Annotated in this window: 1 protein-coding gene; it reads left to right on the plus strand. The window is 70.3% G+C overall.

Features of this window, described 5'->3' with window-relative positions; genetic code table 11:
- Positions 1-3 precede the first annotated feature (3 nt).
- Entirely contained in the window at positions 4-26,841 is a 26,838-nt protein-coding gene (locus tag JOE46_RS01860) for a non-ribosomal peptide synthase/polyketide synthase (RefSeq protein WP_307861241.1), read from the plus strand.
- Positions 26,842-26,859 lie beyond the last annotated feature (18 nt).

The raw sequence follows: 26,859 nt of genomic DNA on the forward strand, positions 1-26,859 counted from the left end.
TCGGTGGCTACCAACATTCCAGCCGGAGCGTTCCCCCTCTCCGCGGCGCAACGTGCCATGTGGTTCGCCCAGCAGCTCACCCCGACGGTCCCGATCACCATCGCCCAGTACATCGAGTTGCACGGGGATCTCGATTTCGAGGTGCTGCACCAGGCGGCGAAGACGGCGGCACACGAGTTCCAGTCGCCCTATCTCCGGGTGATCGAGGTCGACGGTGAACCGTTCCAGCTCGTCGACGAATCGATCGGCCTACCGCTCGGCTTCGTGGACTTCCGGGGTGAGGACGATCCGGCCGCGGCGGCCGTGGAGTGGATGCACCGGGACTATGCGACCCCGGTGAACCTCTCGACCGACCGCCTGTTCGACATCACCATCCTGCAGGTCGGCGACCGGGACTACCTCTGGTACAGCCGAATTCACCACGTCGCCCTCGACGGCTACGGCGGCGCGACCGTGATGAACCGGATCGCCGCGCTGTACACCGCCGCGGTGGAGGGCGGGGACGCCGGTCCGGCCAAATGCTCTCCGCTGACGGATCTGTACGAGCTCGACGTGAAGTACCGCACCTCCAGCCGGTTCGAGTCGGACCGCAAGTTCTGGGCCGATCGGATCCGTGGAATCGAGGAGGGCTCGAGCCTGGTGGCGGAGGTCGCGCCCGCCGCCGCCCGTAGCAGGCTCGCGAGCGCGCCGCTGACCGAGGACGCTGTCCTGCTGCTCGAGGACTCCGACCTCCGGCGCGGCGCGACGTCGGCGGCCGTGGTGATCGCGGGATTCGCCTGCTATCTGTCCCAGATGACCGGTACCGAGGATGTCCTGGTCAACATCCCCGTCTCGGCGCGGACCACCTCGGTTCTGCACCGATCCGGCGGGATGCTCGTCAACGTGGTGCCGCTGCGGCTGAGCGTGCGGCCGGGCGACACCGTCGCCGAGCTGGTGCAGCGGGTCAACCTCGAGTTGATGGGTGCGCTGCGGCATCAGCGCTGCAGCCTCGAGGACATCCGCAGGGACGCCGGGCGCAGCGGGGAACGCTCCCTGCACGCGCCGATGGTCAACGTGATGCTGTTCAGCCAACAGGTCACGCTCGGCTCCGTCGTCGGCGAGAACCGCATCATGACCTCGGGCCCGGTCGACGACCTGCTGGTCAACATCTATCAGAGCGGCAGCCCGCCGAGCACCGTCATCGACTTCCGGGGCAACCCGAACCTCTACGAGGACGACGACCTGCGATCGCGGCACCACGCCTTCGTCGAGATGCTGGAGGGGTTCGTCGCTGCCGATCCCGACACCAGGCTGATGGAGATCCACGCGCGCAGCTTCCGGATGGCCGGGCGCAAGCACAAAGCCGCGTCGTTGCTGGCGCACTGGTCGCGAGTCCTCTCGGGGATGCCCGAGGTGCTGACGCTGCCCGCGGATCGACCCCGCCCGATCGTGCTGTCGGACCGACGCCATCGTGTGGAGTTCGACATCGGCGCCGATCTCCAGGAGCGGTTGATCTCGCTGACCCGGGACAGGAGTTCGAGTGTGTTCTCCGCGGTGCACGCGGCGCTGGGGGTGCTGCTGAGCAGGCTCGGCGACACCGACGACGTGGCCATCGGCACCCCGGTCACGGTTCGCGCCGCGACCGTGGACGGCACCGTCGAGTCCTCCGACAACACAGTGGTCCTGCGCACGCGGGTCGACGGCGGCGACTCGTTCGGCAAACTCCTGCACGAGGCGTGCCTCGGCGAGCTCAGCGCCTTCAACCACGCCGAGCAGTCCTTCGAGCGTCTCGTCGAGACGGTGTGTCCGGTCCGCTCGACAGCCTATGCGCCCCTGGTCCAGGTGTTTCTCGAGGTACGCAATGCGCGGCGACCACACCTCGAACTGCCTGGGCTCACAGTCGAATACGCCGAGGCCGACGGCGTCGCGGGCGAGGTGGATCTGTGCCTGACCATCGCCGAGCGGCACGACGCGGACGGCGCCCTTGCCGGCATGTCGGCCGCGTTCACCTACGCCACCGACCTGTTCGATCCGGACACCGTCGAGCGTTTCGCGACCCGGTTCGTCCGGATACTCGATGCCGCGACCGCGGATCCGTCGATCGCGGTGGGCGACATCGAACTACTCGACGCCGACGAACGCGACGCCCTGGCGCCGGTGTTCGGGGGGCCGGAGGTGCCGCCGCGGACATTGCCGGAGCTGTTCGCCGACGCCGCGCACATCGACCCCGATTCGGCGGCGCTCGTGTTCCAGGACGTGAGCCTGACGTATCGCGAACTCGACGAGCGCTCGAATCGGCTCGCGCGGATGTTGATCGATCGGGGAGCGGGCCCGGAATCGATAGTGGCGCTGGGCATGGCCCGGTCCGTCGAGTCCGTGCTGTCGGTGTGGGCGGTGGCCAAGGCAGGCGCCGCCTTCGTGCCGGTCGACCCGAACTATCCGGCGGAGCGCATCGAGCACATGCTCACCGATTCCGGTGCCGCGCTCGGCCTGACCGTCGACGAACGCAGGAATCGACTTCCCGACGCGGTGCCGTGGCTGGTCCTCGACGCACCCGACCTGGAGGCGGCACTCGAGCGCTACTCCCCGGCGCAGGTCACGGACGAGGACCGCCGTGCCCCGCTGCTGCTCACGCACCCGGCCTACCTGATCTACACCTCCGGCTCGACGGGTGTGCCCAAGGGCGTGGTGCTGAGCCACCGCGGCCTCGCCAGCCTCGCCGCCGAGGAGCGTGACCGGTTCGCCGTGACCCCGGCGTCGCGAACCCTGCATTTCTCGTCGCCGAGTTTCGACGCGTCTGTCCTCGAACTGCTGATGGCCTTCGGTGCGGGCGCGACGATGGTGGTCGCCCCGCCGACCGTGTACGGCGGCGCGGAACTGGCCGAACTACTCGGGCGCCGCCGGGTCACCCATGCCTTCGTCACCCCGGCTGCGCTGGCCTCCGTGGACCCCGCCGGCCTCGATGACATCGAGTGCCTCGTCACCGGCGGCGACACCTGCCCGCCGGAACTGGTGCAGCAGTGGGCGCCCGGCCATCGGATGTTCAACGCGTACGGCCCGACCGAGACGACGATCGTCTCGTCGATCAGCCACCGGATGACCCCCGGTGAACAGGTCACCATCGGCAGGCCGCCGCTCGGGTGCGGTGAGGTGGTGCTCGACGGCAGGCTGCACCCGGTGCCCGCGGGGGTGCCCGGTGAGCTCTATGTCACCGGCACCGGTCTCGCCCGTGGCTATCACCGGCGGCCGGTCCCCACTGCGGACCGCTTCGTGGCCAGCCCGTTCGGTGGGCCCGGCACCCGGATGTACCGGACGGGAGATCTCGCGCGCTGGACGAGAACCGAGGACGGGTACGGCTACACCCTCGAGTACCTCGGACGCAGCGACTTCCAGGTGAAGATCAGGGGCTTCCGGATCGAGCTCGGCGAGATCGACGCCACCCTCACCACACACCCCGACGTCAGCTTCGCCGCCACCGTCGGCCACCCCGGCCCGTTCGGGGACACCGTGCTGGTGTCGTACGTGCACCCGACCAACGACGCCGCGATCGCCGCCGCAGAGCTGACCGCGCACCTGGCCGCCCGGCTGCCGGGGCACATGGTGCCGTCCAGCATCGTCCTGCTCGACGAGATCCCGATGACTCCCGCGGGGAAGTTCGACAGGAAGGCGCTGCCCGCACCGGACTTCGTCACCTCGACCGCCGAGTTCCGAGCACCGGAAACCCACAGCGAAGAGGCAGTCGCCGGGGTCTTCGCGACGGTCCTCAGCGTCGAGCGGATCAGCACAAGGGACAGCTTCTTCGACCTCGGCGGCAACTCGCTGATCGCGACCCGGGTCGTCGCGCGCATCAACGCCGTCCTCGACAGCGACATCGGGGTGCTGGATCTGTTCGAGGCGCCGACGGTCGAGACGCTCGCCGCGCGGATCGATTCGATCGGTCGCCGGGACTCGGACCGGCCCGTGCTGGCAGCGGGGGAGCGACCGAACCGTATCCCGGTCTCTCTTGCGCAGCAACGGATGTGGTTCATCAACCGGTTCGACCCGTCCTCGCCTGCGTACAACATCCCGATCGCCGTGCGCCTCGCGGGCGAACTGGACCCCGACGCGTTGGCCAGGGCGCTGGCAGATGTCGTCGAACGGCACGAGTCGCTGCGCACCGTGTTCCCCGACTCTCCCGACGGTCCCTTCCAGCTGATCCGGCCCGCCGCCGAGGTGGTGCCGGATCTCACGCCCGTGCCCGTGTCCGAGAGCGGACTGCGCGACATGGTCACCGGGCTGGCGTCGACCGGCTTCGATGTCACCACCGAGTTCCCGGTGCGGACCGAGCTGCTCCGCCTCGGACCGACCGAGCACGTGTTGGTCCTGGTCGTCCACCACATCGCCGCCGACGGCTACTCCATGGCACCGCTCGCGCGGGACGTGATGGCCGCCTACAACTCCCGCAGGCTCGGCAGCCCACCGGACTGGGCTCCGCTCGAGGTGCAGTACGCGGACTACTCCCTGTGGCAGCGCGAACTGCTCGGTGACGAACACGACCCCGACAGCCTGATCTCTCGCCAGTTCGACTACTGGACGACCGCGCTGTCGGGCGCCCCCGACGTGCTCGAGCTGCCGACGGATCGTCCCCGCCCCCCTGAGCAGTCGTTCCGGGGTGCGATCGAGGAGTTCACGATCTCCGCCGAACTGCACAACAAGCTGATCTCGCGGGCCGGGCAGATGGATTCGAGCCTGTTCATGGTGCTGCACTCCGCCTTGGCGGTCCTGCTGGCGCGGCTGAGCGGGTCTTCCGACATCTCCATCGGGACGCCGATCGCGGGCAGGGGCGAGGCCGCGCTCGACGACCTTGTCGGCATGTTCGTCAACACCCTGGTGCTCCGCACACCCGTCGAAGCCGGGGTGACGTTCTCGGAGCTGGTCAGGCAGACCCGCACGGTGGACCTGAACGCGTTCGGCCACACCGACGTCCCGTTCGAGCGGGTCGTGGAGGTTCTCAACCCGACGCGGTCCACCGCATACTCCCCGCTGTTCCAGGTGCTGTTGGTGCTCCAGAACACCGGCCACACGCGACTCGAACTGCCCGACCTGATCGTGGACGTCGAGGCGCTGGACAACGGAACCGCCAAGTTCGACCTGCAGCTCACCCTGACCGAGACCTATGACGACCAGGGCGCGCCCGGCCGGATCCATGCAGCGTTCTCCTATGCCACCGACCTGTTCGACGCGCCGAGCGTCCGCCGGTTCGCGCAGCGTTTCGTCCGGGTGCTCGAATCGGTCACCGAGGACGTCGCGGTCACGGTCGGTGATGTCGACCTCCTCGCCGGGAGCGAGCGCTCGCAGGTGCTGACCGACTGGAACGCCACCGAGCAGGAGTTGCCCGCGACCACCCTCGGCGACCTCTTCGACGCGCAGGTCGCACGCACGCCCGACGCGGTCGCCGTCGTGTTCGGCGAGGACCGGCTGACCTACGCCGAGCTCGACGCTGCGGCCAATCGCCTGGCCCGTCACCTGATCTCGCTCGGGGTCGGACCGGAGTCGACCGTCGGCCTCGCCATGCGCCGCTCCCTTGAGCTCGTGGTCGGCATGTATGCGGTGGTCAAGGCGGGCGGCGCCTACGTGCCGATCGATCCGGACCATCCGGCGGACCGGACCGCATATGTGCTGGGCAGCGCCCAGCCGGTGTGCGTGCTCACCACCCACGCCGATCGCGGCGCACTCCCGGAGTCATTGCAGGCGTTGGAGATCGACGGGCTCGACCTCGGCGCGCAGGACCCGTCGCCGATCGTGGACGCCGACCGGCTCGGCTGCCTGCGCCCCGACGACGTCGCGTACGTGATCTACACCTCGGGCTCGACCGGCAGGCCGAAGGGCGTCGCGGTCACGCACGCCGGGATCGCCAACAGGTTGTCGTGGATGCAGCACCGGTACCCCCTCACCTCCGAGGACGTGGTGGTGCAGAAGACCCCGGCCACTTTCGACGTCTCGGTGTGGGAGTTCTTCTGGCCGCTGCAGACCGGTGCCCGGCTGGTGGTCGCCGCCCCGGACGGTCACCGGGATCCGGACTACCTGTCGCGGCTGATCGAGAGCGAGCGGGTCACCACGATCCACTTCGTGCCCTCGATGCTGTCGACCTTCACCGCGGGCGCGCATCCGGCCCGATGCCGGTCGCTACGCCGGGTGTTCTGCAGCGGCGAGGCGCTCGCGCCGTCGGCGGCCGAGGCGTTCCGTGAGTTCAGCGTCGCGGAACTGCACAACCTGTACGGGCCGACCGAGGCCTCGGTCGACGTGACGCACTGGGCGTGCAGCGCCGCGGACGAGGTGGTCGTGCCCATCGGCGCGCCGGTGTGGAACACCCGGGTGTACGTGCTCGACGGCCGGTTGAACCCGGTCCCGGTCGGTGTCGCGGGCGAGCTGTATCTGAGCGGTGTCCAGCTGGCACGCGGCTACGTCGGTCGCGCGGACCTCACCGCGGACCGCTTCGTGGCGGATCCCTTCGCGCCGGGTGAGCGGATGTACCGCACCGGTGACCTGGTGCGGTGGAACGAGACCGGGAACATCGAGTACATCGGCCGCACCGACTTCCAGGTCAAGCTGCGGGGACTGCGCATCGAGCTGTCCGAGATCGAGCTGGCATTGCTCGAACACCCGGCGGTGGTGCAGGCGGCGGTGACGATGCACAGCGACGCGCTCACGGGCGACTCGCTGATCGGCTACCTGGTCGTCGAGCGCGGCTTGGAGATCGACACCGACGATGTGCTCGAACGCGTTGCCTCGCGGCTACCCGGCTACATGGTTCCCGCGCAGCTGATGGTGCTGGAGGAGTTCCCCCTCGGTTCGACCGGCAAGCTCAACCGTTCCGCGCTGCCGGAACCGGTGTTCGCGGCCAAGACCTCCGAGTTCGTGGCGCCGCGGAACCCGATCGAGGAGATCATCGCGTCGATCTTCGCGGACCTGCTGGGCCTCGGCCGTATCGGCGTGTACGACAACTTCTTCGACCTCGGTGGGAACTCGCTGGTGGCAACCAGGCTGGTGGCCCGGGTGAACGCGGCGGTCGACACCCGGATCGGGGTGCGCGAGCTCTTCGACTCCCCGACGGTGGCCGCGCTCGCCGTGTGCGCCGAGACCGAGAGTTCACGGGCGGTTCCGCGCCCCGCGTTGCAGGCGGCCGCTCGTCCGCCGCGGGTGCCCGTCTCGCTCGCGCAGCGACGGATGTGGTTCATGAACCAGTTCGACACGTCCTCCGCCGCCTACAACGTGGCACTGCCGGTCCGGCTCTCCGGTGCGCTCGACGCGGATGCCATGGCCAAGGCGATCCTCGACGTCGTCGACCGGCACGAGGCACTGCGCACGATGTTCCCGCTCGTCGACGGGGAACCGATCCAGGTGATCGTCGACGCCGACGACGTGGTGGGGGACCTGTCACCGATCGCGGTGTCACCGGATGCGATGCCAGGAGAACTCGCCCGGTTCGTCGCCGCCGGCTTCGACGTGACCGCCTCGGCTCCGTTGCGGGCGGCGCTGTTCGAACTGAACGAGACCGAGCACATCCTGGTCGTCGTCGTGCACCACATCTCGGCCGACGGCTTCTCACTGGTCCCGCTCGCTCGGGATGTCATGGCGGCGTACAGCTCCCGGATGGCGGGCGAGTCCCCGCAGTGGGCACCGCTGCCGGTGCAGTATGCCGACTACGCGCTCTGGCAGCGCGAGATGCTGGGCTCCGAGGAGGACCCCGAGTCCCTGATCGCGCGGCAGCTGAACTACTGGACGCGGACGCTGTCCGGCCTGCCCGAGGTGCTGGCCTTGCCGGTCGACCGGCAACGGCCCGCGGAGCGCTCGTTGCGCGGCGACCGGGTGGAGTTCTCGATCGACGCCGATACCCATCGCAGGCTCGTCGCGACCGCGAGGGAGCGCAGCTCGAGCGTGTTCATGGCGATGCACGCCGTCCTGGCGGTGCTGCTGAGCAGGCTGGCGGACACCGACGATGTCGCGGTCGGCACGCCGATCGCCGGCCGCGGCGAGGCCGCGCTCGACGACCTCGTCGGCATGTTCGTCAACACCCTCGTCCTGCGCACCCGCGTCGATCGCTCGACCAGTTTCGCCGAGTTGCTCGATTCCGTGCGCGAGACGGATCTCGGCGCGTTCGGTCACGCCGACCTCCCGTTCGAGCGCCTGGTGGACGTCCTCGCCCCGCAACGGTCGACCGCACACTCCCCGTTGTTCCAGGTGATGCTCGAGTTCAAGAACACCGAACGGGCGCGGCTGGAGCTACCCGGGCTCGTCATCGAACCCGTCGAACTCGATTCCGTCACAGCGAACTTCGATCTGCAGCTGACCCTCGACGAGCGCTACGACAGGGACGGCGCCCCCGTGGGGGTGGCGGCCGCGTTCACCTTCGCCACCGACCTCTTCGACGCGGCGACGATCGACGGCCTCGCCGCGCGGTTCGTCCGGGTCCTCGAGGCCGCGACCGCGGATCCGTCGATCGCGGTGGGGGACATCGAGCTGCTCGATCCGAGCGAGCGCCGGTCGCTGACGCCGGTCACCGGACCCGCAGGGGCGGCGCCGTGCACCCTGCCCCACTTGCTCTCGGACGCCGCCGCGATCGATCCCGATGCCGTCGCGGTGATCTGCGAGGGCGACAGCCTGACGTACCGCGAGCTGGACGAACGCTCGAACCGGTTGGCGCGCGTGCTCATCGGCCTGGACGTCGGCCCGGAATCTATCGTGGCGCTCGGAATGGCGCGGTCGATCGAGTCGGTGCTGTCGGTGTGGGCCGTGGCGAAAGCGGGGGCCGCCTATGTGCCGGTGGATCCGAGCTATCCGGCCGAGCGCATCGAGCACATGCTGACCGATTCCGGGGCCGCGCTGGGTCTCACGGTCTCGCGGTCGCGTACGCACCTGCCGGACACGACGCAGTGGCTGGTCCTCGACGACCCGGGATTCGGCGCCGAGATCGACGGGCAGCCGGGAACGGCGGTCACCGACACCGACCGGCATGCGCCGCTGCTGCTCGGGCACCCCGCCTACCTGATCTACACCTCCGGTTCGACCGGTGTCCCCAAGGGCGTGGTGCTCACGCACCGCGGCCTCGCGAACTTCGCGGCCGACGAACGCACCAGGTTCGGCGTCGGCCCGGCCGCGCGGGCACTGCACTTCTCGTCGCCGAGCTTCGACGCGTCCGTGCTGGAATTGCTGCTGGCCTTCGGCGCGGGTGCCACGATGGTGATCGCACCGCCCACCATCTACGGCGGCGCGGAGCTGGCCGAACTGCTCGCCCGCGAGCGGGTCACCCACGCCTTCGTCACCCCCGCCGCGCTGGCGTCCGTCGACCCGGCCGGGCTCGATGCCCTCGAGTGCGTGGTGACCGGCGGCGACACCTGCCCGCCGGAACTGGTGCGCCAGTGGGCCGCTGTGACGATGTTCAACGCCTACGGTCCGACCGAGGCCACCGTCGTCGCCGCCGTCAGCGATCCGATGGTCCCTGGCACGGCGGTCGCGATCGGGCGGCCCCCGGTCGGGTGCGGCGTCGCGGTCCTCGACGAGCGCCTGCACCCGGTTCCGGTGGGTGTCGCGGGTGAGCTCTACGTCATGGGACCCGGGCTCGCCCGCGGATACCACCGCAGGGCGAGGGCGACCGCGGACCGGTTCCTGGCGAATCCCTTCGGCGACCCCGGATCCCGGATGTACCGCACCGGAGACGTGGTGCGCTGGCGACCCGACGGCCAATTGGCCTACCTGGGTCGCAGCGACTTCCAGGTGAAGGTCCGCGGGTTCCGGATCGAACTCGGCGAGGTCGAATCCGCCTTGCGGGGCTGCGTCGGGGTTGCCGACGCGGTGGCCACCGTCTCCGGCGACGGTCGCGGCGTAGGGCGACTGGTCGGTTACGTGGTGCCCGAGGAGGGCGCCGAGCTCGCTGCCACGGAGATCCTGGCCTCGGTCGGGGAGGTGCTGGCGCCGCACATGGTGCCCGCCGCGCTGGTGGTGCTGGACGAGCTTCCTCTGACGCCCGCGGGCAAGATCGATCGGAAGGCGCTGCCCGCGCCCGACTTCGGCGCCCGCACCACCGAGAGCCGGGCTCCGGTCACCGAGACCGAACGCCTGCTGGCCGAGCTGTTCGCCGAGGTGCTCGGGGTGGAGTCGATCGGTGTCGACGATTCCTTCTTCGCCCTTGGTGGCGACAGCATCATGTCGATCCAGCTGGTCTCGCGGGCCAAGACGGCCGGGATGTTCCTGTCGCCGCGGGATGTCTTCGAGCACAAGACCGTCGCCGCGCTCGCCGAGGTGGCCGTGGTCGGCGAGACCGCCGAGGTGCCCACGCTCGACGAGCTCCCCGGCGGCGGGGTGGGCGAGGTCCCGCTCACGCCGATCGTGCGTTGGCTGCTCGACCGCGGGGGTGACTTCGACCGCTACTCCCAGTCCGTGCTGCTCACACTCCCGCCCGGCATGGACCGCGACGTGCTCGAACGCGCGTTGCAGGCGGTGCTGGACCGCCACGACATGCTCCGTTCCCGACTGCACGGCGGGCCGGGAGGCTGGGGGCTCGAGGTACTGCCGACCGCATCGGTGTCGGCGGAGACGGTGCTGCGCCGGATCCCGGTCGACGCGGTCACCGGCCCGGAGTTCACGGCCGTGGTGGCCGACACACTCGCGCAGACACAGGGCCGACTCGACCCGTCCGCAGCGAACATGGTGCAGGCGGTCTGGTTCGAGACCCCCGCCGGGGTCGGACGACTGCTCGTGGTCGCGCATCACCTCGTGGTGGACGGGGTGTCCTGGCGGGTCCTGATACCCGACCTCGCGACCGCATGGGCACAGCTGGAGGCGGGCGAGCGGCCGGACCTCGCCGCCGTCGGTACCTCGATGCGCCGCTGGGCGCACGCGCTGGTCGACGCCGCGCGCGACCGTTCCGATGAGCTGGACACCTGGACCCGGATGCTCGCCGAGCCGGACCCGCTGCTCGGGTCGCGGCCGCTCGATCCGGCCGTCGACGTCAATGCCACGGTGGCCAGGGTCGAGATCGAGCTCCCGCCCGCGGTGACCGAGGCGGTGCTGACCGCGCTGCCCTCGGCGTTCCACGGCAGCGTGAACGACGGCCTGCTCACCGCACTGGCTCTGGCGTTGACCCGGTGGCGTGAGAACAGCGGCGTGCGCGCGAACGGCGCGCTCGTCACCCTCGAGGGCCACGGTCGTGAGGCGCAGGTGGTGCCGGGCGCAGACCTGACCCGCACGGTCGGCTGGTTTACCGCGGTGTTCCCGGTGCGCCTCGACCTGTCCGGCATCGACCTCGACGACGCGTTCGCAGGCGGACCGGCGGCCGGTGCGGCGATCAAGTCCGTGAAGGAGCAACTGCTGGCGATCCCGGACCACGGCATCGGGTACGGGATGCTGCGCCATCTCGACCACGGCGCCTCCTCGGTGCTCGGCGAGCTGGCCACACCCCAGATCAGCTTCAACTACCTCGGCCGGTTCGCCACGGCCACATCCGATCACGGTGACACCGGCTGGCTTCCGGTCGAGGACGCGGGGGACCTCGGCGGCGTCACGGATCCTCGGCTGCCCGTCGCGGCGGCCGTCGATGTCAACGCGGTCACCGCGACGACCGCCGCAGGCCCCCAGCTGCGGGCCACCTGGGCGTTCCCCATCGGAGTCCTCGCCGAGGACGAGGTCGAGGAGCTCGCCGAGCTGTGGGTCACGGCGCTCACGGCGCTCACCGGGTATGCCCAATCCCCTGGAGCGGGTGGCTTGACGCCCTCGGACCTCGGATTGGTGTCGCTGGACCAGGCCGCGATCGACCGGCTCGAGATCCGGTACCCGGACCTGACCGACGTGTGGACGATGGCGCCGCTGCAGAAGGGTCTGCTGTTCCACGCGCTGCTGTCGGATCGGTCGGTGGACGCCTACCTCGTCCAGCTCGGACTGGAGCTGGACGGCGTCGTCGACGCGGAGCGGATGCGGCGTGCCGCGCAGGCACTGCTGGATCGGCACCCCAATCTGCGTGCCGCCTTCCACCAGGACGGCGACGCCGAGCCCGTGCAGCTGATCGCCGAGCACGTGGAGGTGCCGTGGGTCGAACTGGACCTGTCCGAGGAGGTTCCTGCGGTGCTCGAGGCACGGCTCGCGACGATCCTCGCGGCGGACCGCGCCACCAGCTTCGACATGGCGACGCCGCCGCTGATGCGGTTCATGCTGATCAAGACGGCACCGCACCGGCACCGGATCTATATGACCAACCATCACATCCTGCTCGACGGCTGGTCGACACCGTTGCTGCTCAAGGAGCTGCTCGTCCTCTATGCCACCGATGGCGATGCCGGCGTGCTCCCGCGGGTGGCGCCTTACCGGAACTATCTGGAATGGCTTGCGCGCCAAGATGTCGCGGAGTCGACGGACGCGTGGGTACGCGCGTTCGCGGACGTCGAGGACCCGACGCTGCTCGTCCCCGCGGAGCCGGGACGCGAGGTGAGCACCATCCCGGGGGAGGCGTACGCCTCGGTCAGCGAGGAGCAGACCGATGCGCTGCGTGAGGTGGCCCGGACGCATGGGGTCACGCTGAACACCATGGTGCAGGCGGCCTGGGGGATCGTGCTCGGGATGCTGACCGGTCGGGACGACGTGGTGTTCGGGGCAACCGTCTCCGGCAGGCCGCCGCAGATCGCGGGCGTCGAGACGATGGTCGGATTGTTCATCAACACGCTGCCGGTTCGAATCACCCTGGACCCCAACGAGACTCTCGGTGAGTTGTTGAGCCGCGTCCAGACCGAACAGGCCGCCCTGCTCGACCACCACCACCTCGGCCTGCCGGTGATCGCCCAGGCTGTCGGATCCGGGCTCGGCTTCGACACCCTCACCGTGTTCGAGTCGTATCCCGTCGACCGGGCCGGGCTGTCCCAGGTCACTGACATCGCCGGGATGCGGATCGCGGATGTGATCGAAGGTGGCGACGCGACGCACTACCCGCTGACCGTCATCGCCTCCGCCGACGCGGAACTGCGGCTGCGGCTCACCTACCTGCCGGACCTGCTCGATCGAGCAGGGGTGGAATCCATCGCCGACCGGGTGGTCCGGGTACTGGCGGCGGTTGCCGCCGATCCCGGCACGGCGCTGGCCGCGCTGGACCTGCTCAGCACCGCCGAGCGTGATCGGCTCGCGCCCGTGTACGGGCCGAGGGGGCTGTCCATCCGGCTGCTGCCGCAGTTGCTCGCCGACGCGGCGGCCCGCCGGGCCGACGCGATCGCGGTGATCTGCGCCCACGACTCGGTGACCTACCATGAACTCGACGAACGCTCGAATCGGATGGCCCGCGTCCTGATCGAACGCGGAGCGTGTGCCGAGACCTTTGTGGCCGTGGCGATCTCCCGATCGATCGAGTCCGTGCTCGCCGTGTGGGCGGTGGCCAAGAGCGGTGCGGCCTTCGTGCCGGTCGACCCGAACTACCCGTCGGAGCGCATCGTGCACATGCTCACCGACGCTGGCGTGACCGAGGGGCTGACGGTCACGACCGAACGCGACTCGCTGCCCGGCCGGGTTGACTGGATGGCGATCGACGATCCCGATCTCGAGCGCGACTGTGCGCGCATGTCCTCCGCCCCCGTCACCGACGCCGACCGTCGCACCGCGCTTCGCTTCGACCACCCGGCCTACCTGATCTACACCTCGGGATCGACGGGCATGCCGAAGGGCGTCGTGGTCACGCATCGGGGGCTGGACAACTTCGCCGCCGAGGAGCGGGCCCGCTGCCGAACCGAGGCGACCTCACGGGTGCTGCACTTCTCCTCGCCCAGCTTCGACGCCTCGGTCCTCGAGTACCTGCTGGTGTTCGGGCCGGGCGCGACGATGGTGATCGCGCCGCCGACCGTCTACGGCGGCGCCGAACTCGCGGAACTGCTGCGCGCCCAGCGGGTCACGCACGGCTTCCTCACCCCGTCCGCCCTTGCCTCCATCGAACCCGACGGCCTCGACGAGTTCACCTCCGTGATCGTCGGCGGCGAGGCCGTCCCGCGCGAGCTGGTCGGCGAGTGGGCGACGCCTACGCGACGGCTGTTCAACGCGTACGGCCCCACCGAGGCCACCGTCGCGACGAACATGAGCGACGCGATGTCGGCGGGGGAGCCCGTCACCATCGGTGGCCCGATCCGTGGCGTCGCCGAGGTCGTCCTCGACTCCCGGCTGCAGCCGGTTCCGGTGGGTGTGCCGGGCGAGTTGTACGTCGCCGGAGCAGGTCTGGCCAGGGGCTATCACCGCCGCGGGCCGCTGACCGCCGCGCGGTTCGTCGCGAGCCCGCACGGTGAGCCCGGTTCGCGGATGTACCGAACCGGCGACCTGGCCCGGTGGACGGATGACGGCAGACTCGAGTACCTGGGGCGCGCCGACTCCCAGGTGAAGGTCCGCGGATTCCGGATCGAGCTCGGCGAGATCGACGCCGTACTCACCGATCACCCGGAGGTCGACTTCGCGACGACGGTCGGTCACACCGGTCCGTCCGGGGACACCAGGCTGGTTGCCTACGTGCTGCCCGCCCCGGACGCGGCCGCCGCGAACGGATCAGCCGCCGATCTCGCCGCCCGGCTCACCGCACATGCCGCCACCCGGCTGCCCGGACACATGGTGCCGTCCTCGATCGTGATGATCGAGGAGATCCCCCTGACCCCGGTCGGCAAACTCGATCGAAAGGCGCTGCCCGCACCGGAGTACGTGCTGTCCACCGCGGAGTTCCGGGCGCCGGCGACCCCGGCGGAGGAAGCCATCGCGGACGTGTTCGTCGCGGTCCTCGGCGCCGATCGGATCGGCGTCGACGACGACTTCTTCGATCTCGGCGGCAATTCGCTGACCGCCACCCGCGTCATCGCCCGGGTCAACGAGGCGCTCGGCTCGGACATCGGCGTGCGCGTGCTGTTCGAGGCGCCCACCGTGCACCGCCTGGCGACCGCCATCGAGCACCACACCGCCGACCGGCGGGACCGCCCCGTGCTGCGTCCGGTCCCTCGCCCCGACCGCATCCCGCTCTCGCTGGCGCAGCAGCGGATGTGGTTCATCAACCAGTTCGACACCGCCTCGTCGGCGTACAACATCCCGCTTGCCATCCGGCTCACCGGCCGCCTGGACCTGGTCGCTCTACGCGCCGCGATCCGCGACGTGCTGACCAGGCACGAATCGCTCCGCACCGAGTTCCCGACCATCGACGGGCAGCCGGTCCAGCGGATCGTGGACGCCGCGCAGGCCGGGCCGGATCTGGTTCCTGTGGAGGTGGCCGAGGCGGACCTGGCCGACCGGATCGCGTCCTTCGTCTCGGCCGGATTCGATGTCACGCGTGAGGTCCCGTTACGCGCGGGCCTTTTCGAACTCGGCGAGAACGATCACGTCCTCACGGTCGTGGTGCACCACATCGCCGCGGACGGCTTCTCGATGGCGCCGTTGGCCCGCGACGTCATGACCGCGTACAGCTCCCGGGTGGAGGGGCGGGAGCCCGAGTGGGCCCCGCTGGCCGTGCAGTACGCCGACTTCACGCTCTGGCAGCACGAGCTGCTCGGATCGGAGGACGACCCCGACTCGGTGATCTCCCAGCAGCTGGCGTACTGGACGTCCAACCTCACCGGGCTGCCCGATCTGCTGCAGCTCCCGGCGGACCGCCCGCGCCCGCTCGCCCGGTCCTTCCGTGGCGAGGTGGTCGACTTCGAGATCGGCCCGCGCATCCACCGGGAGCTGGCGGCGATTGCCCGGCAGCACAACTCGACACTGTTCATGGTGGCGCACGCCGCCCTCGCGGTGCTGCTCGCCCGCCTGTCCGGGACCGCCGACATCGCCATCGGCACCCCCGTCGCCGGACGTGGCGAGGCGGAGCTCGACGACATGGTCGGGATGTTCGTCAACACCCTCGTCCTGCGCAGCGACGCCCCGGCCACGGCGACCTTCACCGACCTGCTGACCCAGGTCCGCGAGACCGACCTGGCGGCGTTCGGGAACGCGGACCTGCCGTTCGAGCGACTGGTCGACGTGCTGGCGCCGGAACGCTCCACCGCGCACTCTCCGCTGTTCCAGGTGCTGATCGAGTACCAGAACAACCTGTCCGCCCACCTCGAGCTGCCCGGACTCGCCGTCGACGCGGTCGACCACGACCTGGGCGTGTCGAAGTTCGACCTGCAGCTCACCCTCGGCGAACGACACGACGACCACGGCGAGCCCGCGGGCATGAGCGCCGGGTTCACCTTCGCCACCGACCTTTTCGACCGGGAAACCGCCGCGACCTTCGCCGAACGGTACCTACGCATCCTCGAAGCGGTCACGGCCGACCCGGACCGCACCATCGGCGACATCGACGTCGTGGACCCCGCCGAGCGGGACCGGATGCTCGCAGGCGAGGAGGGCGTCGCCGTCCCCTCTGTCACGCTCGCGGACCTGTTCGCGCGCAGCGCCGCGGAGCATCCAGGAGCCGTCGCGGTCACCTACGAGAACACCTCCCTGACCTACGCGGAGCTCGACGACCGCGCCAACCGCCTGGCGCGGCACCTGATCTCGCTCGGGGTGGGACCGGAGGACCTGGTGGCCGTGGCGATGCCGCGCTCCGCCGAGCTGGTCGTCGCGCTCCTCGCGGTGATCAAGGCGGGCGGTGGCTACCTGCCGGTGGACGTGACCTATCCAGCGGAACGGCTGGCGTTCATGCTCGAGGACTCGCGGCCCGTGTGCGTCCTGACCACGGTGGACGACGCCGAGTCGGTACCCGGGTCGGCGATCCCGACCGTCCGGCTCGACGCGCCGGAGATCGTCAGCCGGCTCGACGCCCTGCCCTCCGCGCCGATCACCGACGCGGATCGCCGCGAGGTGCTGGAACCGGCGTCGTTGGCGTACGTGATCTACACCTCGGGGTCGACCGGGCGACCGAAGGGCGTGGTCGTCTCGCATCGGAACGTGGCGACGCTGATGGCCAACACCGAGGGCATGTTCGGATTCGACCACACGGACGTGTGGACGATGTTCCACTCCTACGCCTTCGATTTCTCGGTGTGGGAGCTGTGGGGCCCGCTCGTGTACGGCGGCACGCTGGTGGTCGTCGACTACTTCACCGCCCGCGCGCCGGAGATGTTCCTGGAGCTGTTGCGGCGAGAGCGGGTGACGGTGCTCAATCAGACGCCGACCGCGTTCTACCAGCTGGCCGAGGCCGACCGGGTGGCGGCGGAGCGCGGCGACCCGGCCGGGCTCAGCCTGCGGTACGTGATCTTCGGCGGCGAGGCGCTCGACCTCGGTCAGCTCGGCCGTTGGTACGCCAGGCACAGCGACCGGGCCCCCGCGCTTGTCAACATGTACGGCATCACCGAGACCACGGTGCACGTCAGCCACATTCCCCTGGACCGGGAGTTCGCGGCCCAGGCGTCCGCGTCCGTCATCGGCCGGGGTCTGCCCGGGCTCCGGGTGTACGTGCTCGACGAGCGACTGCACCCGGTTCCACCCGGCGTCTCGGGCGAGATGTACGTTTCGGGTGCCCAGGCCGCCCGCGGTTACCTCGGCCGGACCGGGCTCAGCTCCGGCCGTTTCGTGGCCGACCCGTTCCGCGACGACGGCGCGCGGATGTACCGATCCGGGGACGTGGCCAGGTGGAACACCGATGGCGAGCTGGAATACCTGGGCCGCAGCGACTTCCAGGTGAAGATCCGCGGGTTCCGGATCGAGCTCGGCGAGATCGAATCTGCGCTGCTGCGCTGCCCTGGCGTCGCGCAGACCGTGGTGCTGGCCCGCGACGACGGCAGCGGTGGAGTCCGCCTCGTCGGGTACCTCGTGCCGGAGGCGGGCACGGTTCTCGACGTCGGCGCCGTCTCCGATTTCGCGGCGGAGGTGCTCGCCGCGCACATGGTGCCCGCCGCGCTGGTGGTCCTCGACGAGTTGCCGTTGACCGCGAACGGCAAGCTGGACCGGAAGGCGCTGCCCGCGCCGGACTTCGGGGCACGGGTGACGGCGAGCCGGGCACCGGTCAGCGAGGCGGAACGGGTGCTGGCCGAGCTGTTCGCGGAGGCGCTCGGGCTCGAGTCGGTCGGTGTCGAGGACTCGTTCTTCGCGCTCGGCGGCGACAGCATCATGTCGATCCAGCTGGTGGCCAGGGCGAAGTCCGCAGGGGTCGTCATCACGCCCCGAGATGTCTTCGAGCGCAAGACGGTCGCCGCGCTCGCCGAGGTGGCCCGCGTCGCGGAGGCCGCCGGGGCCGAGGTGCTGGAGGAACTCCCCGACGGCGGCGTCGGAACGGTTCCGCTCACACCGATCGTGCGCTGGATGCTCGAACGCGGCGGTGAGTTCCACCGCTACGCGCAGGCGGCGGTGCTGGCCCTGCCACCCGACATCGACGAGGTCTCGTTGCGGCGCACCGTGCAGGCCGTCGTAGACCACCACGACGCGCTGCGCGCGCGGTTGCGGTCGGATCGGGGCGACTGGTTCCTTGAGGTGCAGCCCATCGGCTCGGAGCACGGGGACCGGATGCTCCGCCGGGTCGCCGTGCCGTCGGTGGTGGGAGAGGGGTTCACCGCGATCGCCGCCGCCGAACTGGACGCGGCGGCCGACCGGCTGGACCCCGCGGCCGGGATCATGCTGCAGGCAGTCTGGTTCGACCCGCCCGAGGGGCAGGGCCGGCTGCTGGTGCTCGCGCACCACGTCGCGATCGACGGGGTGTCCTGGCGCATCCTGGTACCGGATCTGGCCGCCGCTTGGGCGCAGATCGCCTCCGGCGCCGAGCCCGTGCTCGCGCCGGTCGGGACATCCCTGCGCCGGTGGGCCCACGGACTGACCGAGGTGGTGCACCGCGAGGAGCGCATCGCGGAGCTGGACCTGTGGCGGGAGATGCTGGCGGCCGAGGACCCGGTGCTCGGCAGCAGGCCGCGGGACCGCGCCCTCGATCTCAACGCGACTGTGCAGAAAGTTCAGGTCTCGGTGCCGACCGACGTGACCGACGCGGTCCTGACCTCGTTGCCGCAGGCGTTCCACGGCAGCGTCAACGACGCCCTGCTCGCCGCGCTGGCGATGGCGATCACCCGGTGGCGGCGCGAGCGGGGAGTGTGGGCCGACAGTGCGCTGGTCAACCTCGAGGGTCACGGTCGCGAGGAGCAGGTCGTTCCCGGCGCCGACCTCGCCAGGACCCTCGGTTGGTTCACCACGATATTCCCTGTCCGCCTGGATCTCTCGGGCATCGACCTCGACGACGCCTTCGCGGGCGGGCCCGCAGCGGGCGCAGCCGTGAAGGCGGTCAAGGAGCAGCTGCTGGCGATCCCGGACCACGGCATCGGTTTCGGCATGCTGCGGTATCTCGACGACGCGTCGGCGGCCGTGCTCCGCGAGTTGCCGGTGCCACAGGTCAGCTTCAACTACCTGGGCCGGTTCGCGACGGCCACGGCGGGCGGTTCCGGTGAGGCGGCATGGCTGCCGGTCGACTACGCGGGGCTCGGCGACCCCCACAACCCGGAGATGCCGGTCGCGGCGGTACTGGACATCAACGCCATGACCAGGACCACCGAGAACGGTCCGCAGCTGCGGGCGACGTGGTCGTTCCCCGGCGGCGTGCTCACCGTGGCCGAGGTGGAGGATGTCGCGGAGCTGTGGATCCGCGCGCTCCGAGCCCTGGCGACACACGCCGCGGGCCCCCGCGCGGGCGGGCTGACCTCCTCGGACCTGGACCTCGTGGATCTCGACCAGTCCGCGATCGATCGCCTCGAGAGCCGGTACCCCGACCTGGCCGATGTCTGGTCGATGTCGCCGCTCCAATCCGGAATGCTGTTCCACGCCTTGCTGTCCGACGACAGCGTCGACTCCTATCTGGTCCAGCTCGGGCTGGAACTGCGCGGTGCCGTCGACCCACAGCGGATGCGACGGGCCGGGCAGGCGCTGCTGGACCGGCACGCGAACCTGCGGGCGGCCTTCGTCCAGGACGAGGAGGGCCGATCGGTACAGGTCATCCAGGACCGGGTGACACTGCCGTGGACCGAGGTCGACCTCTCGGCCCTGGATCCGGTGGTGCGTGAGGCAGAGCTGACGGCACGACTCGCCGCGGACCGGGTCACCAGCTTCGACATGGCACGGGCGCCACTGCTGCGGTTCACGATGATCAGGACGGCGCCGGAGCACTACCGCCTGGTGATGACCAACCACCATGTACTGCTCGACGGCTGGTCCACCCCGCTGCTGCTGCGCGAACTACTGGTCCTCTACGCGACGGACGGCGACCAGGAGGTCCTGCCGCGTGTCCGCTCGTACCGCGACTACCTGGAATGGCTGTCGGAGCGCGATGCCGCCGAGTCCACCGCGGCATGGACGACCGCCCTGACGGGGGTCACCGATCCGACCCTGATCGTCCCCGCCGATCCGGGCCGGGAGGTGTCCACGGTCTCGAACGAGGTGGAGCTCTCGCTCACCGAGCAGCAGACCGATCGTCTGCGGTCGGTGGCCCGCGAGCGCGGATTGACCCTCAACACCGTCGTGCAGGCCGTGTGGGCCATCGTGCTCGGCACCCTGACCGGCCGCGACGATATCGTCTTCGGCGCAACGGTGTCCGGCCGCCCGCCGCAGATCTCCGGGATCGAATCGATGATCGGACTGTTCATCAACACGATCCCGGTGCGGGTCCGGCTGCTGCCGAGGGAGACCCTCGGCGAACTGCTGGACCGGGTCCAGACCGAACAGGCCGCCGTGCTCGATCACCACTACATGGGCCTGCCCGAGATCAAGCGCGCGGTCGGGGAGGGGCTCGGTTTCGACACGCTCGCCGTGTTCGAGTCTTACCCCGTGGACCGCTCGGGACTGTCCGAGGAGACGGACATCGCGGGCATGCGGGTGGTCGACGTGGAGGGATCCGACTCCGCGCATTACCCGCTGTGCCTCGTCGCGTCCGTGGACTCGCGCATGCACCTCAAGCTCGAGTACCTCCCAGATCTGTTCGACCGCGACAGCGTCGAGTCAATCGCGCGGCGGGTGGTGCGCGTGCTCGACCTCCTGGACCTCGACCAGCCGGTGGCCCGGATACAGGTGCTCGACGAGCGCGAGCGCCGCGAGTTGGCGCCGGTGCGTGGGCACCCCGGCGGGTCGATCCGCACGCTGCCGCAGATCTTCTCGGACGCCGCGGCGAGGGACCCCGAGGCGATCGCACTGAGCTTCCAGGGCCGGGACGTCAGCTACCGCGAACTCGACGAGCGCTCGAACCGGATCGCCCGCCTGCTGATCGCACGGGGCGCCGGGCCGGAGACCTTTGTCGCGCTGGGCATCCCACGATCGGTGGAATCGGTACTCGGGGTCTGGGCGGTCGCCAAGACCGGGGCCGCCTTCGTGCCGGTCGACCCGAACTACCCGGCCGAGCGGATCGAGCACATGCTCACCGACGCAGGCGCCACCCTCGGTCTGACGACGGCGGCCGAGCGGGATCGACTTCCCGCAGCTGCGCACTGGATCGCGCTCGACGACCCCGCGTTCGAGTCGGACTGTGCCGAAACCTCCTGCACGGACCTGACCGACGCGGACCGGACGTCGCCGATCACCCTGGACTGCGCCGCGTACATCGTCTACACCTCGGGGTCGACCGGCGTGCCGAAGGGCGTCGTCGTCACCCACCGCGGGCTCGACAACTTCGCGGCCATGCAGACCGAGCGGTTCCACGCCACGCCCGCGTCGCGGACCCTGCACTTCTCCTCGCCGAGTTTCGACGGGTCGATCTATGAATACCTGCAGGCCTGCGGAGCGGGCGCGACCATGGTGGTGGTTCCCCCGACTGTCTACGGCGGTATCGAGCTGACCCGGCTGCTGGCGGCGGAACGGGTCACGCACGGGTTCATCACCACCGCGGCGTTCTCCACCATGGATCCCGCCGGGCTCGACGACTTCCAGTTCGTGGTCTTCGGCGGCGAGGCCTGCCCGCCGGACCTGGTGGCCAGGTGGGCGCCGGGGCGCCGGCTGTTCAACGCCTACGGCCCGACCGAGACCACCGTCATGTCGAACATCAGCGTGGCGATGACCCCGGGGGAGCCGATCACCATCGGCGGGCCGCTCCGCGGCGTCGCGGAGCTGGTACTGGACTCCAGGCTTCAACCGGTGCCGGTCGGCGTCGCGGGCGAGCTGTACCTCGCCGGTGTCGGGCTGGCGCGCGGCTACCACCGGCGGGCGGCGCTGACCGCGGGCCGCTTCGTGGCCAACCCGTTCGAGCCGGGCGCCCGGATGTACCGGACCGGGGACATCGTCCGGTGGACGAGGGACACCGAGAGTGGCGACCTGGCGATCGAGTACGTGGGCCGCAGCGACTTCCAGGTCAAGGTCCGCGGGTTCCGCGTCGAGCTCGGCGAGATCGACACGGCGCTCACCGATCATCCCGACGTCGCCTTCGCCGCGACTCTCGGGCACACCGGACGATCGGGCGACACCGTGCTGGTCTCGTACGTGCTGCCCGCCGGTGGCGCGCCGGTGGCGACCCGCGAACTCACCGAGCACCTCGCGAGTCGGCTGCCCGCGCACATGGTGCCATCGGCGATCACCGTGCTCGACGAGATCCCGTTGAACCCGGTCGGCAAGCTCGACCGAAAGGCATTGCCGGAACCCGACTTCGTCTTCGCCACCACCGAGTTCCGCGCCCCGACGACGCCGATCGAGGAGACTGTCGCGGACGTCTTCACCGCCGTCATCGGATGCGATCGCGCGGGCCTCGACGACAACTTCTTCGATCTGGGTGGCAACTCGCTGACCGCCACCCGGGTGATGGCCCGCCTGAACGCGGCGCTGCAGACCGAGATCGGCGTGCGCGCGCTGTTCGAGGCCCCCACGGTGTGGGAGCTGGCCAACCGTGTCGAGCGACACGCGGGGGTCGGCACCGCCAGGCCCGCGTTGTCCGCGGGCCCGCGCCCCGCGGACATCCCGCTCTCCCTTGCCCAGCAGCGGATGTGGTTCATCAACCAGTTCGACCCGTCCTCGGCCGCGTACAACATCCCGCTCGCGGTCCGCCTCTCCGGCGATCTCGACCTGCCTGCGCTGCAGATCGCGCTCGCCGATGTCGTGGCCCGACACGAGTCGTTGCGGACCACCTTCCCGGAGTCGACCGAGGGGCCACGCCAGGTGATCCACCCGGCGACCGGCATCGTGCCCGATCTGACCCCCATCGATCTCGGCGACGAGACCGATCTGCCGGATCGCCTCGGCCGGTTCATGGCGACCGGATTCGATGTGACCACCGCCATCCCGCACCGCATCGCCCTGTTCCGGCTGGCGCCCGACGAGCACGTGCTGGCGATCGTGGTCCACCACATCTGCGCCGACGGGTTCTCGATGGCGCCGCTGGCACGCGACGTCATGACCGCCTACACCTGTCGGATCGACGGCCGCGCGCCGGACTGGGCGCCACTGGAGATCCAGTACGCCGACTACGCGCTCTGGCAGCACGAACTGCTCGGCTCCGCGGACGATCCGGGCAGCCTGGCGTCGCGCCAGCTCGACTTCTGGACCGAGACGCTTGCGGGTCTGCCCGACGTGTTGCAGCTGCCGGCCGATCGGCCCCGACCCGTTCAGCAGTCCTTCCACGGCGATCGTGTCGACTTCACCGTCGAACCCGACCTGCACCGCCGGCTGGTCGCGCTGGCGCGGGAGAACAACACGAGCGTGTTCATGGTCGTCCATGCCGCGCTCGCCGTGCTGCTCAGCAGGCTCGGCGGCACCGAGGACGTCGCGATCGGCACGCCGGTCGCGGGCCGGGGGGAGGAGGAACTCGACGACCTCGTCGGAATGTTCGTCAACACGCTGGTGCTCCGCAGCCGCGTGGACGGGGCCGCGTCGTTCACCGAACTGCTCGCCCGTGCGCGCGAGATCGATCTGGCGGCGTTCGGCAATGCCGACGTCCCGTTCGAGCGGATCGTAGAGGCGCTCAACCCGATCCGATCCACCTCCTATTCGCCGATCTTCCAGGTGTCGCTGGAGTTCCAGAACAACCTCCGTCCCCGCCTGGAACTGCCAGGACTGACCGTGTCCGGCGTCGAACTCGAGGTGAACGTGGCGAAGGAGGACCTGGAACTGCTGCTGTCCGAGGAGCTCGGCACCGACGGCACCCCCGCGGGGATGGCGGCCGGCTTCGACTTCGCGACCGATCTGTTCGACCCCGGCACGGTGCGCGGCTTCGCGGATCGGTTCCTGCGCATCCTCGAGTCCGTCACCGCGGATCCGGCTCGGCCGGTCGGTGACATCGAGATACTCGACGGCAGCGAACGGGCAGACCTGGCACCCGCGATGGGACTGCCGGGCGAGCCGCCGCGGACCTGGCCGGAGTTGCTCGCTGACGCGGTCGCGGCCCGGCCCGACTCGGTGGCGCTGACCTACAGGGGATCCTCGATGACCTACCGCGAGCTGGACGAGCGCTCGAACCGGTTGGCGCGCGCCCTGGTCGACCGGGGTGTCGGACCCGAGTCGGTGGTGGCGCTCGGGCTGCCGAGATCCGTCGAATCGGTGCTCTCGGTGTGGGCCGTGACCAAGGCGGGCGCCGCCTTCGTGCCGGTGGACCCGAACCATCCCGCGATGCGCATCGGCCACATGCTGACCGATTCCGGGGCGCTGCTGGGGCTGACGGCGAGCGGCAGCAGGGCGAACCTGCCGGACCTCGTGCCGTGGCTGGCGCTCGATGCTGCCGAGGTGCAGGCCTGGGTTCATGGCTACTCGGCCGCGCCGCTGACCGACCACGACCGGATCTCCCCGCTGCGGCACGTGCACCCCGCCTACCTGATCTACACCTCCGGCTCGACCGGCGTGCCCAAGGGCGTCGTGGTCACCCACGGCGGGCTGGCGAACCTCGCGAGACAGGAGCGCGAGCTCTTCGAGGTGACGCACGAGTCGCGGGTCTCGCACCTGGCGTCGCCCAGTTTCGATGCGTCGGTGTACGAGTTGTTGATGGCGTTCGGGGCGGCCGCGCGCCTGGTGATCGTCCCGCCCACCGTCTTCGGCGGCGCCGAGCTCGCCGACCTGCTGCGCGACGAGGGCGTCACCCACGCGCTGGTCACCCCGACGGCGCTCTCGTCGATCGACCACCGCGGACTCGAGGACGTGGAGGTCCTCGTCGTAGCGGGGGAGGCGTGCCCGCCGGAACTCGTCGCGCGCTGGGCGCCGGGACGCCGGATGTACAACGGGTACGGCCCCACCGAGACGACGGTTCAGGCAGCGGTCGGCGGGCCGATGATCTCCGGGAAGCCGGTGGACATCGGTGGGCCCGCAATCGGTTTCGGTGTGGCGGTGCTCGATTCCCGCCTGCGGCCCGTGCCGATGGGGGTGTCCGGCGAGCTGTACGTGTTCGGTCCCGCCCTCGCTCGCGGCTACAACGGCAAGGGCGGGCTGACGGCCCAACGATTCGTGGCCAATCCGTTCCGCGGGGCGAGCGAAGCGACGGGGAATGTCTCAGCGAATGGGTCGAGGATGTACCGGACCGGGGACCTCGTGCGATGGCTGCCCGACCACACCCTCGACTACCTCGGCCGCAGCGACTTCCAGGTCAAGGTGCGCGGGTTCCGGATCGAGCTGGGCGAGATCGACGCCGTGCTGATGGGTCACCAGGGGGTCAGCTTCGCGACCACGATCGGGCACGCCGGACCCACCGGCGACACAGTGTTGGTGTCGTACGTGCTCCCGCACGAGGGCGTCACCCTCGAGCCGGGGGAGGTCAAGGCCCACGCCGCGGCGTTCCTCCCCGGGTACATGGTGCCCTCGTCGATCCGCGTGCTGAGCGAGGTCCCGTTGACACCGGTCGGAAAGCTCGACCGAAATGCGTTGCCCGCGCCCGAATTCGGGGCGCGGGCGGAGGGGTTCCGGGCGCCGGGCAGTCCGCTCGAGGAGGCCGTCGTCGGCGCCTTCGAGGCGATCCTCGGCCTCGAGCGGGTGGGCGTCGACGACAGCTTCTTCGACCTCGGCGGGAACTCGCTGGTCGCCACCCGGGTGATGGCGGAACTGCACGAGCGGCTCGGCAGGCCGATCCCGCTGCAACTGATGTTCTTCGATCCGACACCCGCGGGTCTCGCCCGGCGCATCGCGGACCTGGACGGTGAGGTCACAGGGGTCGGCGCCTCGGGCCTCGAAGAGGCGCTGTCGGTGGTGATCTCCCTGCGCGCGACCGGTAGCAAGGCGCCGCTGTTCTGTGTGCACCCCGGGATCGGTCTGTCCTGGGGCTACGCCGGCCTGGCCGCGCAGCTCACCGCGGATCGGCCCGTCTACGGACTGCAGCTGCCGACCATCAGCGAGGGCGTGCACTTCGATTCGGTGGAGCAGCTCGCGCACCGCTACGTCGAGGAATTGCGCTCGATCCAGCCGCAGGGCCCGTACCACCTGCTGGGCTGGTCACTGGGCGGGTGTGTGGCGCACGCGATGGCGGTCGAACTGCGCGGGGCAGGCAACGAGGTGGCGACCCTGGCCCTCCTGGACAGTTACGCGGTGACCGGGGAGCCCGTCCAGCCGCGGCTGACTGCCGAGGAACTGCTCGCCGGCCTCGGCCTCGAGGCCGAGGACACGGGCAACGGCGGCCTGACCTACGAGCGCGCCGCCGAGCTTCTGAACGATTCGCTGGGCCAGGACATGGGACTGACCGCGGCGCACCTCGAGCGGATCGCCGACGGCTTCGCCGATTCCGCCGAGAACATGTCCCGGTTCAGCCCGGCGCTCTTCGACGGTGACCTGCTGTTCTTCTCCGCGGTGAGGTCGGAGAGCGGGCACTCCGCCCAGGAATGGCGGCAGGCGATCACCGGCGAGCTCCTGGAGATCGAGGTGGACTGCGAACACAACCAGATGATCGAGCCAGAGGCGGTCGCGGTGATCGGTCCGGTGCTGGCGGAGCACCTCGATGCCCCGGGCGGGCGCGGGATGGCCACGGAAAGCTGGATCGCCGCGGAGGGGGACTAGAGCATCCGGTTTCCAGGT

This window comes from Rhodococcus sp. PvR099, assembly GCF_017833315.1.
GTDB lineage: Bacteria > Actinomycetota > Actinomycetes > Mycobacteriales > Mycobacteriaceae > Rhodococcus_G > Rhodococcus_G oryzae.